This window comes from Flagellimonas pacifica (assembly GCF_900215465.1).
GTDB lineage: Bacteria > Bacteroidota > Bacteroidia > Flavobacteriales > Flavobacteriaceae > Flagellimonas > Flagellimonas pacifica.
The window spans coordinates 610207-625553 of sequence record NZ_OBEH01000001.1 but is presented as its reverse complement, the minus strand read 5'-3'; the positions used below and the strand labels follow the sequence as shown (position 1 = coordinate 625553).

The 15347-nt window shown below is 39.2% G+C and carries 17 protein-coding genes; 10 read left to right on the top strand and 7 right to left on the bottom strand.

Going from position 1 to position 15347, the window contains the following annotated elements:
* Positions 1–47 precede the first annotated feature (47 nt).
* From CRO15_RS02820 to CRO15_RS02805, 4 genes are all read left to right on the top strand, one after another.
* Positions 48–1412 (top strand): sigma-54-dependent transcriptional regulator, encoded by a 1365-nt coding sequence (locus tag CRO15_RS02820; RefSeq protein WP_097044257.1) that lies wholly within the window; start codon positions 48–50, stop codon positions 1410–1412.
* Positions 1412–2761 (top strand): sensor histidine kinase, encoded by a 1350-nt coding sequence (locus CRO15_RS02815; protein ID WP_097044256.1) that lies wholly within the window; start codon positions 1412–1414, stop codon positions 2759–2761. Before CRO15_RS02820 ends, CRO15_RS02815 begins: the two co-directional genes overlap by 1 nt.
* A 13-nt stretch (positions 2762–2774) precedes the next feature.
* Complete coding sequence (locus tag CRO15_RS02810) at positions 2775–3218, top strand: 3-oxoacyl-ACP synthase (protein ID WP_097044255.1); 444 nt, start codon at positions 2775–2777, stop codon at positions 3216–3218.
* 263 nt (positions 3219–3481) lie between these two features.
* Positions 3482–4006 (top strand): hypothetical protein, encoded by a 525-nt coding sequence (locus tag CRO15_RS02805; RefSeq protein WP_133067191.1) that lies wholly within the window; start codon positions 3482–3484, stop codon positions 4004–4006.
* A 110-nt stretch (positions 4007–4116) separates the two neighbouring features.
* On the opposite strand, the gene arfB is transcribed toward CRO15_RS02805, so the two are convergent.
* From arfB to CRO15_RS02770, 7 genes are all read right to left on the bottom strand, one after another.
* Positions 4117–4536, bottom strand: a complete 420-nt coding sequence (gene arfB, locus CRO15_RS02800) for an alternative ribosome rescue aminoacyl-tRNA hydrolase ArfB (RefSeq protein WP_417935199.1) — start codon at positions 4534–4536, stop codon at positions 4117–4119.
* Positions 4499–5494: an ABC transporter ATP-binding protein gene (locus CRO15_RS02795; RefSeq protein WP_097044252.1), complete on the bottom strand. Its 996-nt coding sequence runs from the start codon at positions 5492–5494 to the stop codon at positions 4499–4501. The genes arfB and CRO15_RS02795 overlap by 38 nt, the downstream gene beginning before the upstream one ends.
* A gap of 63 nt (positions 5495–5557) precedes the next feature.
* Positions 5558–7714 carry a prolyl oligopeptidase family serine peptidase gene (locus CRO15_RS02790; protein WP_097044251.1) on the bottom strand — a complete coding sequence of 719 codons (2157 nt, stop codon included), beginning with the start codon at positions 7712–7714 and terminating at the stop codon, positions 5558–5560.
* A 78-nt stretch (positions 7715–7792) separates the two neighbouring features.
* A complete protein-coding gene (locus CRO15_RS02785; RefSeq protein ID WP_097044250.1) occupies positions 7793–8806 on the bottom strand; it encodes an aspartate-semialdehyde dehydrogenase in 1014 nt (337 codons plus the stop codon).
* A gap of 196 nt (positions 8807–9002) precedes the next feature.
* Positions 9003–9404 (bottom strand): large-conductance mechanosensitive channel protein MscL, encoded by a 402-nt coding sequence (gene mscL, locus CRO15_RS02780; RefSeq protein WP_097044249.1) that lies wholly within the window; start codon positions 9402–9404, stop codon positions 9003–9005.
* A 77-nt stretch (positions 9405–9481) separates the two neighbouring features.
* Positions 9482–10588, bottom strand: coding sequence for an alanine racemase (gene alr / locus CRO15_RS02775; RefSeq protein WP_097044248.1), 1107 nt, complete (start codon positions 10586–10588; stop codon positions 9482–9484).
* The gene (locus CRO15_RS02770) at positions 10581–11225 is read right to left on the bottom strand and encodes a thymidine kinase (protein ID WP_097044247.1); all 645 of its coding nucleotides are present in this window, start codon (positions 11223–11225) and stop codon (positions 10581–10583) included. Before CRO15_RS02770 ends, alr begins: the two co-directional genes overlap by 8 nt.
* A 159-nt stretch (positions 11226–11384) precedes the next feature.
* On the opposite strand from CRO15_RS02770, the gene CRO15_RS02765 reads away from it, so the two are divergent.
* From CRO15_RS02765 to CRO15_RS02740, 6 genes are all read left to right on the top strand, one after another.
* On the top strand, positions 11385–12053 hold the full coding sequence (locus CRO15_RS02765) for a hypothetical protein (protein WP_097044246.1): 669 nt from the start codon (positions 11385–11387) through the stop codon (positions 12051–12053).
* A gap of 54 nt (positions 12054–12107) precedes the next feature.
* On the top strand, positions 12108–12464 hold the full coding sequence (locus CRO15_RS02760; protein ID WP_097044245.1) for a DoxX family protein: 357 nt from the start codon (positions 12108–12110) through the stop codon (positions 12462–12464).
* 10 nt (positions 12465–12474) lie between these two features.
* Positions 12475–13146: a 16S rRNA (cytidine(1402)-2'-O)-methyltransferase gene (gene rsmI / locus CRO15_RS02755; protein WP_097044244.1), complete on the top strand. Its 672-nt coding sequence runs from the start codon at positions 12475–12477 to the stop codon at positions 13144–13146.
* Between the two features lie 310 nt (positions 13147–13456).
* Entirely contained in the window at positions 13457–14509 is a 1053-nt protein-coding gene (locus CRO15_RS02750; protein WP_097044243.1) for a helix-turn-helix domain-containing protein, read from the top strand.
* Between the two features lie 93 nt (positions 14510–14602).
* A complete protein-coding gene (locus CRO15_RS02745) occupies positions 14603–14956 on the top strand; it encodes a hypothetical protein (protein ID WP_097044242.1) in 354 nt (117 codons plus the stop codon).
* 1 nt (position 14957) lies between these two features.
* Positions 14958–15317, top strand: coding sequence for an SPW repeat domain-containing protein (locus tag CRO15_RS02740; protein ID WP_097044241.1), 360 nt, complete (start codon positions 14958–14960; stop codon positions 15315–15317).
* Positions 15318–15347 lie beyond the last annotated feature (30 nt).

Here is a 15347-nt window from a genome sequence, read left to right as displayed (position 1 = left end):
TGATGATTACAATTTGTAGTTTTAAATCACTTAAGAATTAAAGCCTTATGACGAATGCCAGTATTTTGGTGGTTGATGATAACAAAAATGTCTTGAGCGCATTGGAGATTCTATTGCAGTTTGAGTACAAAAGCGTTCAAACTCTTTTTAATCCCAACCAAATTTCCTCTTTTCCTAACCTAGATGAGATTGACATTGTCTTATTGGATATGAATTTTTCTGCTGGGGTCAACACGGGAAATGAAGGCTTGTTCTGGTTGAATGAAATCAAGAAAAAATCTCCAAGCACATCCGTAATTATGATGACAGCCTATGGAGCTGTAGATTTGGCGGTAAGGGCACTGAAACAAGGAGCATCCGATTTCATTTTAAAGCCATGGAACAATGAACGGCTATTGACTACGGTGAAATCGGCTTACGAATATCGAAAATCCAAACTTGAGATTCGTAACCTCAAAAAAAAGGAGAGCCATTTAAAACAAGTCATCAACGATGGCAAAAACCTTATTATTGGTAATTCCAAGGCATTGACCGCAGTGCTTAACCTTACAAGAAAAGTAGCCAAAACGGACGTAAATGTTTTGATTACGGGCGAAAATGGAACAGGAAAAGAGCTTATTGCCCGTGAATTACATCGTTTGTCGCCTAGAAAAAATGAAGTTTTTATTGGTGTAGATATGGGTTCCATTGCAGAAAATCTGTTCGAAAGTGAGCTCTTTGGACATATCAAAGGATCTTTTACCGATGCCAAAGAAGATCGTGCCGGAAAGTTTGAAGCAGCCAATCAAGGCTCTTTGTTTTTGGATGAAATGGGCAACTTGTCTTTACAGATGCAAGCCAAGTTGTTATCGGCTATCCAGAATAAATCTGTTACCAGGGTGGGGTCCAATAAACCCATTGATGTGGATATCCGTTTGATATGTGCCACCAATTGCAATTTGGAACAAATGGTGGTTGATGGACTTTTTAGGGAAGATCTTTTGTATAGGATCAACACCATTCATATAGAGGTTCCTCCTTTGCGAGAACGGGAGGGGGACATCCTGATTTTGGCCGACTTTTTCTTGAAACGGTTTGCAAACAAATATGATAAGCCAGGGCTGCGCATTAACAACTTGGCACAAGAAAAGCTAATGGATTACCAATGGCCTGGAAATGTGCGTGAATTACAGCATACTATGGAGAGGGCGGTTATCCTTTCAGAAGGAAATGTATTGAAGCCTTCTGATTTTTTACTGCACAACAAGCCTTCTCAATCTTTTGAACATGGTCCGGCCACTTTGGATGAAATGGAGCAGCAGATGATTTTGAAAGCATTGGATCAACATGATGGAAACTATAGTGCTGCGGCAGAGCAATTGGGAATTTCGCGTCAGACTTTATACAATAAACTAAAGAAAAAGAGTAAGTAATGGCCAGTAGAAATTTTTACTTTCAGGTAATCTTTAGGGTACTAATAATAGCCTTAACTGCTATGACTCTTGCGTTTTCTTTTGTTTGGGAATGGTACTTTGCTATGGCATTTGCTGTCTTTTTTCTTGGGGCACAACTACATTTTTTAATCAAATTCATCAATAGCACCAACCGCAAAATTGCCTACTTCTTTGATGCTATCCGTAATGAGGATTTCACATTACGGTTTCCGGAAAGGGTATCCATAGAGTCATTTAAAGAACTCAATAAAAGTTTAAATAGGGTAAACGACCTTATTCAGGAAGTGCATTTGCAATTGCAGGTTAAAGAGCAATATTATCAGGAAATTTTAAAACAGGCCAGCATTGGTATTATGACCTTTAATGAAAAGGGTCATATTCTTTTTGCGAACCCCACTTTGGAAAAATTATTGAACTATACTCCTCTGAACCATATAAAACAGCTGGCTCAAGTAGATGAAAAATTGTACGAGGTTTTTCAACCTTTTAAACCCTTTAAAAGGAAACTTTTTCAACTAACCAATGAAAGGGAACAGATACAATTGTCGCTAAAATCAACACCAATATCCCTTGATGGAAAATCATTGTTGCTTGTGGTGGTGCAAGATATTCATCAGGAGTTAGATGAAAAAGAAACGGAATCTTGGGTGCGACTTATTCGCGTGCTTACACATGAAATTATGAATACCATAACCCCAATTGCCTCCATTTCAGACTCTATTATTAAATATTATCGCAAAAATGGAGAAATAGTTCCTTTGAAAAACTTGGAGGAAAGCCAGGTGGCCAATACCCTTAAAGGACTTGAGGTAATTAAGGAACAAGGCGGAGATTTAATGGATTTTGTACAATCTTACCGAAGCTTGTTGAATGTTCCTGAACCCAATAGGGCAATCATTGGAGGTGGTGGATTGTTGGAAAAAATAAATGTATTGATGTCGGCAAGGTTGGAAGAGAGTACCGCATTTTCAATCAATTGTTCACCAAAGGATCTTGAGTTTTTTATTGATGAGAAGCAAATTACCCAAGTGCTCATCAACCTTGGAAAAAATGCCCTTCAATCTGTAGTAAAGGTTGAAAACGGAAAGGTACATGTTGAAGCTGGAATTGATAAAGAAGGGGTGAAGTTTATCGAGGTCAGAGACAATGGTCCTGGAATTCCACCAGAGTTAATAGATGAGATTTTCGTTCCTTTTTTTACCACTAAAAATGAAGGTACCGGGATTGGGCTTAGTCTTTCCAAAAGGGTAATGCAAATGCATGGGGGCAACTTAAAGGTACATTCTGTTCCAAATAGGGAAACCGTTTTTAGATTGATTTTTGGTTAACATAAAAAGGAAAATGAAGGAAGAGCTTCTAAAATTTTGCTGGAATCAACTGAATCAAAAATCGAGTAACTTAAAACAACGAAGTATTGAGTTGAAGGAGTCCCTAGGCTCAGAAACCAAAAGTAGTGCTGGCGACAAACATGAAACAGGAAGGGCCATGGTACAATTAGAACAGGAGAAATTAGGAAAACAACTTTTAGACCTGGATAAGACCAAAGCAACACTTCAAAAAGTAAATGTTGCTAAAAACTCTTCAAAAATTGTATTGGGAAGTCTGGTGAAAACATCAACCGCCAATTATTTCATTTCCGTTTCCGTGGGACTTTATAAAACAGAAAATTTTACTGTATTTTGTATTTCACCGGGTACTCCAATTGCACAGTTGTTATTGGGTAAAGAGCAAGGAGGCATGGTTAGCTTTAATGGTAATGAAATTGTGATTCTTGAGGTTTTGTAGCTTCATGTGCAAGGTCGAGTGTAATCAAGACCATAAATGTACTATTAAGACTTCTCGACTGGGCTCGAAGTGACGGAAAGGGTCATATCATTCCTTCGGCCCTTTGTTCATCTTTTCTTCCCACAATTATGAAAAACATAGAACGTTTTAATTAAATAATCCTACTAAAAGCGTTTATGAAAGTTTTTCTTCCTCGGTTTTTTTGCAAGAAAAAATTATTGCCTTTAGTATTCTTATTCGGGTTTTTCTATCTAAATGCGCAAGTGAAATTGAGAATAGAACCTGGTGTTCTTTTAAAAACGAAATCTGAGAACATTGGGTTAATGCTCAATGTTGAGCCTAAAATCGAAATTTCTTATAATAGTGTTATCGGATTGAGGTTTGGAATTTCAGTGAACTCTCAAAAGTTTGAAACTAATAATAGCTCCCAATTCTTTATCGATGAAGAAAATGATAATGCTGTCATTTCTTTTGTATCCACTTTTGACCATTATCTAAATGAAAATTATAATCGCCCCTATTTGGGTATTGGAATAGGGTATTATTTGTTGAGCCCCATCGACGTATCTTTTGCTGGAAGTCAAAATATCCTTGAAGGAACGGTCAAAAACCAATTGGGTCTTTTGCTTAGAGGGGGATTTGAATTAGGAAATACTAGACTTGGATTGGAATATAATTTTATTCCCAAAGCAGATATTAAAATCCCAGGAGATAAGGCAGTAGGAATAGTAAACAACAGTTATTTTGGGCTGTCCATTGGATTTACAATCGGAGGAAGGAAAAGCTAAATATAGAAGGGTCTCATTATTCCAGATGAATTAGAAAATACTTCAATAACAGCAGCTGATAAAACCCGATGGCCTATTACCTTACCATAGGAAGGAGTTTTTGTTAGCGGTTAATCCCAATCCGGTTTTTTACGACTCACTTTCTTTTCGGCAGCTTTCTTTTTGGATTTTAACCGTTTTTCAATGGAAGATTTTGAAGGTTTGGTAGCTTTTCTTTTTTTGGGAACCTGCAAGGCCCTTTTCATCAACTCAAAAAAACGTTGAATCACAATCTGTTTGTTCTTGTGCTGGCTCCTAGCTTCGTCACACTGTAATATAAGAACCCCTTCCTTATTGAGTCGGGAAACCAGTTTTAAAAGTAATCGCTCCTTTTCGGTTTGCGTAAGTCCTTCAGAAGATTGTAAAAAAAATGACAGTTCTACCTTAGAGGACACTTTATTGACATGTTGCCCACCCGCACCGCTACTTCGTATGGCTTTAAATTTTAGTTCCTTAAGAATCTGCTCTTTGTTCAACGTGGAGGCGTGCATTAATGGTACCCAAAGATACATTAAGGAAAACAGTGTCGCCTGGACTTAGTTTTTTGGAAGTGACAAAGTACAAAATGGTACCTTCTTCTGCATCTGCTTCATTTAGATAATGGCTTCCCTTAAAAAAGGAGTCTTTTACAGTTACTTCTAGCCCAGAGCCTTTTGATAGCTGAAACTCGTGCGGGTAAACCAATACAGAACGATCTATGGCTGCATAGGACTTTAATAGTTTTATGGGAACCTCATTGACTTCCCCAAACAATGAAGCAGTATAATAATTTGGAGGATTTTTATACAGTTTTTTGGTTTTTTCATCCGCAATGATTTTACCGTTTTCCAAAATTAAGGTTCGATCTGCATACGGCAATACATCATTGGGGTCATGGCTGGCGGTAAGCACTGTAATTCCTTTTTCTTTTAAATAATGGAACAGGTTTCTTCGGAGCGAAGTGCGTTTAAAATTATCAATATGCCCGAAGGGTTCGTCCAACAATAATATTTCAGGTTCTTGGGCCAAAACCCTAGCCAACGCAACTCGCTGTTGTTGTCCGCCACTCAGATTTTTGACCTTTGTTTTGGCATAACTCTCCAGCTGAATAAGTTCCAACAATTCCTGAATACGCTGTTGATGTGTTTCCCTTTCAAATACAGAGAGGTATTGTCCAATATTCTCTTCAACAGAGGTGAATGGCATCAAATCAAAATCCTGTGAAAGGTATTTCATGTATGATTCACCGGGGATCAAATTGAAGTTGGGGCCTAAGATTTGCTTATCATCCCAAAAGATGGAACCATTTTTAATATGCAAAAGGCCGTAAATAATTTTAAGCAAGGTACTCTTGCCCGAACCACTTTCACCCATCAAAGCCACATATTCCCCTTTTGCTACCTGAAAAGAAATGTTCTCCAAGGTGGTTTTGGTAGTATAGGTGAAGGAATCTATATGAACTTTAAGCATATTGGAGTTAAAAAATAAAAATCCGCTTCTATAGAAACGGATTTTAAGCCAATAGAAGTATTTCTAATCCTTGAATTCTTTTAAAACAGCTTGATTTGGCAACTTGTCATACCCCATATTAAAAAAGGTAAAACCGAAAATATCAGCATATTGTTCTATGGTTTTGCTGACCGGAGTACCAGCTCCGTGCCCCGCGTTGGTCTCAATTCTTATCAATGTCGGATTGTCTCCTGCTTGCTTCTCTTGTAGCTCCGCGGCAAACTTAAAACTATGTGCCGGAACCACACGATCATCATGGTCACCGGTAGTGACCAAAGTAGCTGGATAGGATGTTCCTGCTTTAATATTGTGCAAGGGTGAATAGCCTTTTAAGTAGTTGAACATTTCCTCACTTTCTTCAGAAGTTCCGTAATCGTATGCCCAGCCCGCACCTGCAGTAAACGTGTGATAGCGGAGCATGTCCAAAACCCCTACAGCTGGAAGCGCCACTTGCATTAAATCTGGGCGTTGGGTCATGGTAGTACCTACCAAAAGGCCTCCATTAGACCCTCCACGAATGGCCAAATATTCTTTGGAAGTGTATTTGTTGTCAATAAGGTATTCGGCTGCGGCGATAAAGTCATCAAAAACATTCTGCTTTTGTTGTTTGGTACCTGCAATATGCCATTTCTTTCCATATTCACCCCCACCTCTTAGATTTGGAACCGCATAAATTCCTCCCTGTTCCATCCAAACGGCATTTACAATGCTGAAAGAGGGTGTTAAGCTAATATTGAAACCGCCATAACCATATAAAATAGTAGGGTTTTTTCCATTGAGCTCTACTCCTTTTTTATGGGTGATGATCATGGGCACCTTTGTACCATCTTTTGAGGTATAAAACACCTGGGTTGATTCGTAATCCTCTGTATTGAAATCAATTTCAGGCTTCCAATATTGCTCATACACTCCAGTCTCTACATTGTATTTGTATGAAGAACTTGGCGTATTGTAATTGGTAAAGGAAAAATAAAATTCCTTTTCATCCTTCTTGCCACCAAAACCAGCAGCGCTACCTACGCCGGGCAGCTCAACCTCGCGTACCAAGTTGCCATCATAATCATATTGCAACACTTTTGAAATGGCATCGACCATATACTCGGCAAAAAAGTAACCTCCCCCGGTTCCAGTGGTAAGCACGTGCTCTGTTTCAGGAATGAAATCCTTCCAATTTTCAGGAGTGGGATCAGTGGCATCTGTCACCACAATTTTTTTGTTGGGAGCATCCATATTGGTGACCATGTATAATTTAGAACCAACATTTTCAATAACATAGGTATCTGAATCTGTATGATCCAAAATGGAGACCAAACCATTATCAGGTTGAGATAAATCCAGCAAAAACAATTTATTTCCTGATGTTGAAGTAGATGCCGTGATGAATAAATACTTTTGATCTTCCGAAACATAACCACCTACGTAGCGGTGTTTCTCTTCAGGTGTGCCGCCAAAAATAATTTTGTCTTCAGATTGAGGTGTTCCCAATTTATGATAATACAATTTGTGTTGGTCGGTTTTTGCCGAAAGCTCACTTCCTTTGGGTTTATCGTAACTGGAATAGAAGAAACCATCATTGCCTTTCCAGGAAATACCACTGAACTTGATGTCCACCAAAGTGTCCTCCACAACTTCACGGGATTCGGCATTTATTACAATGCCCTTGCGCCAATCACTTCCGCCTTCGGAAATAAGGTAGGCTACTTTAGAACCATCCTTAGTAAAATTTAAGGACATTAGGGAAGTGGTTCCATCCTTAGAAAAAGTGTTGGGGTCCAAGAAAACCTCTTCCTCACCACCGTCTTTTTTTCTGTAGACCACATATTGGTTCTGTAAACCATCATTTTTATAGAAATAGGTATAATCACCTTCTTTGAAAGGGGAACCCAGTTTTTCGTAGTTCCAGAGTTTTTCCAATCGGTTTTTCAGATTTTCCCGAAAAGGAATTCTTTCTAAATAACCAAACGTGAGGTTATTCTGTTTTCTAACCCAAGCTTCGGTGTCTGGACTTCGATCATCTTCCAACCATCGATAAGGATCTTCAACCTTAGTGCCAAAATAAGTGTCTATAACACCAATTTTTGAAGTATATGGATATTTCACAGGAATTTGTTCTTTTTGACTGAAAATTGTTCCAAAAGCAGCAAAAATAAGTGCTGTAGAAAGGATAGTTGTTTTTCGCATTTTTTTCAGATTGATTCTGATAAAAATACCATAAATAAACTTTTACCCGTGTTAAGAGCAACTAATGTTTAGTATTTTCTATGAAATAGCCTCTGACGTAGATGAAACCAAACTGTTTTCCACCAAATATTCCGCAATCTGAACGGCATTGGTAGCCGCGCCTTTTCTAAGGTTATCGGATACCACCCACATGTTCAACGTATTGGGTTGGGTTTCATCCCTGCGGATTCGACCTACAAACACATCATCCTTGTCATGCGCATAAATGGGCATGGGGTAGGTGTTGGTGTCTGGATTATCCTGAACCACTATTCCGGGGGTTTCACTTAAGAGATTTCGTACTTCTGTAAGATCAAAATCATTGTGGAATTCCACATTCACAGATTCTGAATGACCACCAGCTGTAGGGATTCGAACAGCTGTTGCCGAAACGGAGAACGTTCGGTCGTTCAATATTTTCTGAGGCTCCCGGGCCAGTTTCATTTCTTCTTTGGTATAGCCGTTTTCCATGAACACATCGCAGTGCGGCAATGCATTTCTGCTAATGGGGTATGGGTAGGCCATTTCACCTTCTACACCTGCAATTTCATTTTCCAATTGCTGAACGGCTTTTACCCCGGTTCCTGAAACGGATTGGTAGGTGGAGACCACCACGCGCTTCATTTGGTATTTTTTATGCAATGGATCAAGAGCCATCACCATTTGAATGGTAGAGCAGTTGGGATTTGCTATAATTTTGTCCTCAGTGGTCAATTCATGGGCGTTGATTTCAGGAACCACCAATTTTTTGCTAGGATCCATACGCCAAGCGGATGAGTTATCTATCACCGTTGTACCTACTTCTGCAAACTTTGGGGCCCACTCCAATGAGGTTGCGCCTCCAGCTGAAAAGATGGCAATGTCTGGTTGGGCGGCCAAGGCATCTGCAAGACCAATCACGGTATATTCTTCTCCTTTGTAGGTCAACTGTTTGCCCGCAGAACGTTCCGAAGCTACTAACAACAATTCCGTTATTGGAAAATTGCGCTCTGCCAATACTTTCAACATCACTTCGCCAACCATTCCTGTGGCACCTACAACTGCTACTTTCATTTTAATTTTCTTTAATGAAGGGACAAAGTTAGGGCAGAATAGCTTTTAAGCAAGCATTTTATTACACTATAATCATAAAATAACAAAATGTTATAAATAAAACAACCGTCAGCATGTTAGCGAAACAACCTGACGGTTTTTATAGATTGGTTTAGGTGTAGCGGTCTGCCCTGAAATTTTTCAGGGTCTTTTACATTTATTTCTTTAGAGCATCCCTAATTTCAACCAACAATTCCTCGGTAGTAGGACCTTTTGGGGCTTCTGGAGCTGGCTCTTCTTTCTTCTTCATCTTGTTCACTCCTTTTACAATCATGAACATTACAAAGGCCACAATGATAAAATCGATGACATTGGTCAAGAATTCACCGTACATAACTGCAACCTCTCCTACTTTTTCACCCGCATCATTCATTGTTCCTTCGTTAATGATATATTTTAAATCTTTGAAATCCGCATTGAAAATAAGACCGATCAAGGGAGAGACAATTCCACCTGTAAAGGAGGCAACGACCTTATTGAAGGCAGCACCCATTACGAAACCTACGGCAATATCCACTAGGTTCCCTTTCATTGCAAAATCTTTGAACTCTTTTAGCATTTTGTATAGTTTAACTGGTTAATATGTTTACAATGTAATTAAAAAAAGAGTTTCCCACCAACTGGAACGTCTAAAAATCATGAGGTTACAACTCTCTTTACCCTAGAAGATATGGCGGTGAGAATTTCATAAGAGATGGTGTTTGCGGAGCCAGCAAAATCTTCCGCCGATGACTCTTCACCAAAGATTAGCACTTCGTCTCCTTCTTTACAATCAATTCCTGTGATATCGATCATGATCATGTCCATGCACACATTGCCAATGATCAAAGCTTTTTTTCCATTGATGGACACATAGGTTTTTCCACTTCCATATTGCCGACCAATGCCATCGGCATGACCCAAGGGAAGGGTAGCTGTTATTCGATATCCTTCAGACTTGTACGCTCGATTATATCCTACACTTTCATGTGGCTCAATTTTGTGTATTTGTGAAATTACCGTCTTGAGAGTGGCTACTGGCTTAAGTTGAGCATCAACTTTAGCATCATTACCGTATCCATATAATCCAATTCCACTGCGGACCATTTCAAACTGTGCTTGTGGATAATTAATGATTCCTGAAGTGTTCAGCATGTGTCGGAAAGGGGAATAGCCCAATTTTTGGTCAATTTCCTTGCTGATTTTTTCAAAAGTGGAAATTTGTGTTTGACTAAATTCCTTTTCATTTTTATCCTCTGAAGCGGCCAGATGGGAGAAAATAGAAATTACCTTCGATTCATTTCGTCCTTGCAATTGTTGATGGATAAAAGCGACATCACTTTCCCAAAAACCAAGTCTGTTCAATCCTGTGTTGAATTTGATGTGGACTGGAAAGTTTGCCAATTGTCTTTGCTTTGCCTCTGCTAAAAATTCGCGTAGAATTTTTGGGGAATAAAGGCTGGGCTCTAAATTATTATCTATGATTTCCCCAAAATTTATGGGTTGGGGATGTAATACCAAAATAGGTATTTTAATGCCTGCATTTCGTAACAAAACTCCCTCTTTGGCATAGGCCACGGCTAAATAATCAGCTTCTAAACTTTCCATTTTTTTGGCAATGGACACCATATCGCTTCCGTAGGCAAAGGCTTTTACAACAGCCAAAAATTTCGTTTCTGGAGCTATTTTGGATTTTAAATACCTGTAATTGTGCTCAAGGGCAGACAGGTCTATGAAAAGTGTAGATTCACCAATTTTATCCATTGGCAGGTTTCTTTTTGGCTTGTACTTCCTCAGCTTCCACATCCATTTGGCTTACTTTTTCCTTGAGCATGGCCTTGTAGAATGCCGCTCTGCTCAGAGGTTCGTATTCTCCTGTTTCGCCAAGCAGTACAAGTTTATCATCATTGGCTTTTCTAAAGCTGTAATTGGCAAGATTTCCTGTTCGTGTGCACACGGCATGTACCTTGGTCACATATTCGGCCGTGGCCATTAAAGCGGGCATGGGTCCAAAGGGATTTCCCTTAAAATCCATATCCAATCCGGCTACAACAACTCTAACGCCTCTATTGGCCAAGTCGTTGCATACCGATACGATTTCATCATCAAAAAACTGGGCCTCGTCAATCCCAACAACATCACAGTCATCGGCCAACAAACGAATATTGGCAGCAGCTGGAACCGGTGTTGAACGGATTTCATTGGCATCATGGGAAACTACCATTTCCTCATTATAGCGCGTATCCACAATAGGTTTAAAAATCTCAACTTTTTGCTTGGCAAATTGTGCACGCTTTAATCTTCGAATAAGTTCTTCGGTCTTTCCAGAGAACATGGAACCGCAGATAACTTCTATCCATCCAAATTGTTCTTTAGGGTTTACCGTATTTTCGAGAAACATAATGTACTTTTAAACGAAATTGAGTGGTTTTTTCGTTTTTATTATGAGAAAGCACAAAACTACTAAAAAAATATGCCCCAATTTTGGATTAAAATTTAACCTTTTGTTCGTAGTGGTGTATTTAAAATGATTTTATTTTTATAATAAAGATTAATAGCGATGATAAGGAAATTAAGGGAAGAGTTGGTAAAATTATCCACGGATATTATTACTGCGCGGGAAGATAAGGAGTTGATAGAACTTTATGATAAGGCTAAAGGTATTTACGAAAAATTGGCCGTACTCAAATTTATAGATGAGAAGTTAAGCGACATTGAGGTTGATGTATCCAAAAATGTAATTGCTACTCGATTTGAAAAAATGGCCAACGCAGTGTTGAGTGGAAACATTGCCGTGCCAGAGAGCAACCCTCATCAAGATGACATTATTACACCAGGGATGGACACTATAAAGGACATGGTTTCAGAAATGCCAACGGAGGCTGCTCTGGAGCAAGTTTTTACTGAGTTTGTTGCCAAACCGGAGACCATTAAGAATGAAAAGGAGATTTTATCTCCTCCGGGAAACACAAAAACAAAATCTTTGAATGATACTTTTGTTAAAGATATTCAGGTAGGGCTTAATGATAAATTGGCTTTTGTAAAACATTTATTCGATGACAATATGAGCGATTACAGCAGAGTGTTGTCACAATTAAACACTATTGATACCGAAGAGCGGTCTATATCGTTTATTAACAATATGGTAAAGCCCGAATATAACAATTGGGAGGGCAAGGAGGATTACGAAGCAAGGTTTGTGGCTTTAGTTGAACGCAGATTTGCCTAATGACTTTTCCGTTTTCTTTTTATATTTTTAGGAACACATCCTAAAAACACCAACATGAAAATCAAAAAAATTGCCTTTTGGCTGTCTACTGGATTGTTGACGGCGCTAATGTGCTTTTCCGTTTACAATTACTTTTTCAACCATGAAACTATTGCCGGTTTCTTTGAGACCATGGGGTACCCCACCTATATTATTTATCCTTTGGCATTAGCAAAGCTATTGGGCCTAGTCACCATTTGGGGCAATTTTTCCAAATGGTTGAAAGAATGGGCGTATGCAGGCTTTTTCTTTAACACCCTTCTCGCTTTTTTCGCCCATTATATGATTGGTGATGGTAGTCAAGGTGGAGCGGCAATGGCCCTTGTTCTGGTTTTGATATCTTATTTTACAGGAAAGCAGGTAAGGCCGTAACTTTGGCCCCATGGGAAAACTGTTTTTGGTTCCAACACCAATAGGAAATTTGGAGGATATCACCCTCAGAGCTATTAAAGTGCTGAAAGAGGTTGATTTAATTTTGGCGGAAGATACCCGTACCAGTGGAAAACTGCTCAAGCATTTCGAAATTCCCACACCCTTGCGAAGCCATCATATGCACAATGAGCACAAACAGGTTGAATCTTTGGTTCAAAAATTAAAAGGGGAAGTTACTCTGGCCTTGATTTCCGATGCTGGAACTCCGGCTATTTCTGATCCCGGATTTTTGCTGACCCGAGCTTGTGTTCAAAATGGTATTGAGGTGGAATGTTTGCCAGGGGCCACAGCTTTGGTACCTGCTTTAGTGAACAGTGGGCTGCCGAATGACCGCTTTGTTTTTGAAGGATTTCTTCCAATAAAAAAAGGGCGTCAAACTCGGTTAAAACAGCTCGCGGAAGAATCTCGAACCATGGTTTTTTACGAATCACCACATAAATTAATCAAGACCCTTACCCAATTTGTTGAATATTTTGGAGAAGATAGACCCGTTTCAATTTCACGGGAATTGACCAAAATGTACGAGGAAACCGTAAGGGGAACCGTTGCTGAGGTCTTGGAACACTTTACTGCAAAACCACCTAAAGGTGAATTTGTTATTGTGGTAGGCGGAATGCCTTAATCATTTATCTGTCGAATCAAGTTGAGCTGTCATCCTGAGCTTGTCGAAGGATAGACATCTCTGTTCGTTCTACACACTTCGACAGGCTCAGTGTGACAAACGCTATACATTTACTTGTCATTCCGAACGAAGCATGAGGAGGAATCTCTTTTAAATTATTTCTCGTCACTCATAAACACGCTCCATCGAAAGGAGTGACCCCTATTGAATGTCTTGATTTGTGAATTGATATTTTATCCATTATGAAACTTCATGATTGTTAGTAAGCCGCTTCATTTTCGACTTATTTGGGCAATAACCAAAAGCCAAAGTGGTACAAAAACTACATCCGGAGATAAACAAGGTGTACTTTATTAACAAGTATACCCTGCTGCACATTATTTCAGGCTCGGGGACCATTCAGGTCGATTTTAAAAACTATAACGATTGGCAGGATAAAGCCATCTATTTGGAAAAAGGACAGTACATCAAATTCTTTTCGGATGATTTTGTGGTCAGAAAAATAGAATTCCCCAGCAAGACCATTTTTGAAAAGAAAGAGGTAAGGGTGCTTTTTAAGCATTTAATTTCATTGGGCTACATCAACTTTAACGAATGTGAGGAGTGCAAAAGATACCTGTCCAACACAGTGTTTTCTAAGAATACTTCCGAAATCATCGATATTTCTTCAAAACAATGGTATTGGCAAAATCCGTTCAAGGCCAGCAAGCAAGAATATCAAATCATATTTGACATTAAGGACATTATTGATGAAAACTACTATGGTAATTTCAATAACAATGACCTCACCCAGTTAATGACCGAAAATGGGTATGAAGCTCAGACCTTGGTCAAGGATAAAATTGGCCTGTCCATCAAAAATTTGATATCGAACAAGAGGCTGATGGAAGGCAAAAAGAAAATCGTTTTTACGGACAAAAGTATTCAAGAGGTTTCTTATGAGACTGGTTACAAAGACCCTGCCTATTTCAATCGTGTATTTAAAGGCACCACCGGAATGACACCATCTCAATTTCGTAACGATTTTGATTATGAAAACAGGGACACCTTTGCCCAAAACCTGATTGAATTGTTGAAGACATACCACACTGAGCAGCGTCCCCTTGCTTTTTATGCAGATAAAATGAATCTCTCTGTAAAAGCACTTTCCAAAAAAACCAGGGCCAAAATGAATGCTTCCCTGGGTCAATTGATTAGAAACGAGCTGATTTCCACTTCAAAAAAATTACTGGACCAGGATGCACCCATTAAAGAAGTTGCCTTTGCTTTGGGTTTTGAGGAGGCCAATCATTTTTCCCACTTCTTCAAAAATTATACGGGAACAACACCTTCTGGTTACAGAACCAAAAAGTACAATTCTTAGCGTCTTTTTTGTAGGTCTTAACGGGCATTCCATGCTGAAATTTGCAATGTAATTACAAACTAAAATTTGTTTAATCATTAAAAAATAAAAGTAATGGATATTAAATCATTAGCCACGGAAATGGATGGTATAGTTGCCCAAGGCGCTATTGTGGATGCTGTAAAACAGTTCTTTGCAGAGGATGCGACCACAGCTGACTACAATGGCGTAGCAACTACCAACAAACAACAAATGGTTGAAAAAATGGAAGGCTTTGCAGGAGCAATTGCCCAAGTGAACGGCATTACCCATCACCACACCATTGTGGATGGAAATGTGTCTGCATCAGAATTCACTTTCGATTTCAACATGAAGGACGACAGTAAAATTTACTGGCACGAGATCATTCGACGTATCTGGAACGATAACGGAGAAGTAGTACAGGAAGAATATTTTAATGCACAGTAAAATGAAGTTCAGATGTATTTCTCCAACACTACACGGCGTAGCCGATTATTCAGCCGGAATCGGTTTGATTTTGGCTCCCTTTTTACTAGGACTAGGTGGGACCAACAATTTGGCCCTCTGGATATCGGTGATCACGGGAACCGCGGTTTTGGTGGTAAGTGCTTTAACGGATTATAGACTGGGAGCACTTCGCACTATCCCGTTCCAAGGTCATTTGACCATTGATCTAGCGGTGGCCATAGCCTTTATGGTTATCCCTTTTGCCCTTGGTTTTCAAGGGTTGGATGCGCACTATTATTGGGTGAACGCAGCGGTGGTTTTTACCGTGGTTTCCCTGAGTGCAACAAAAGAAGAATTATAAACACATAAAACAATTATTAAAAAAATAGAA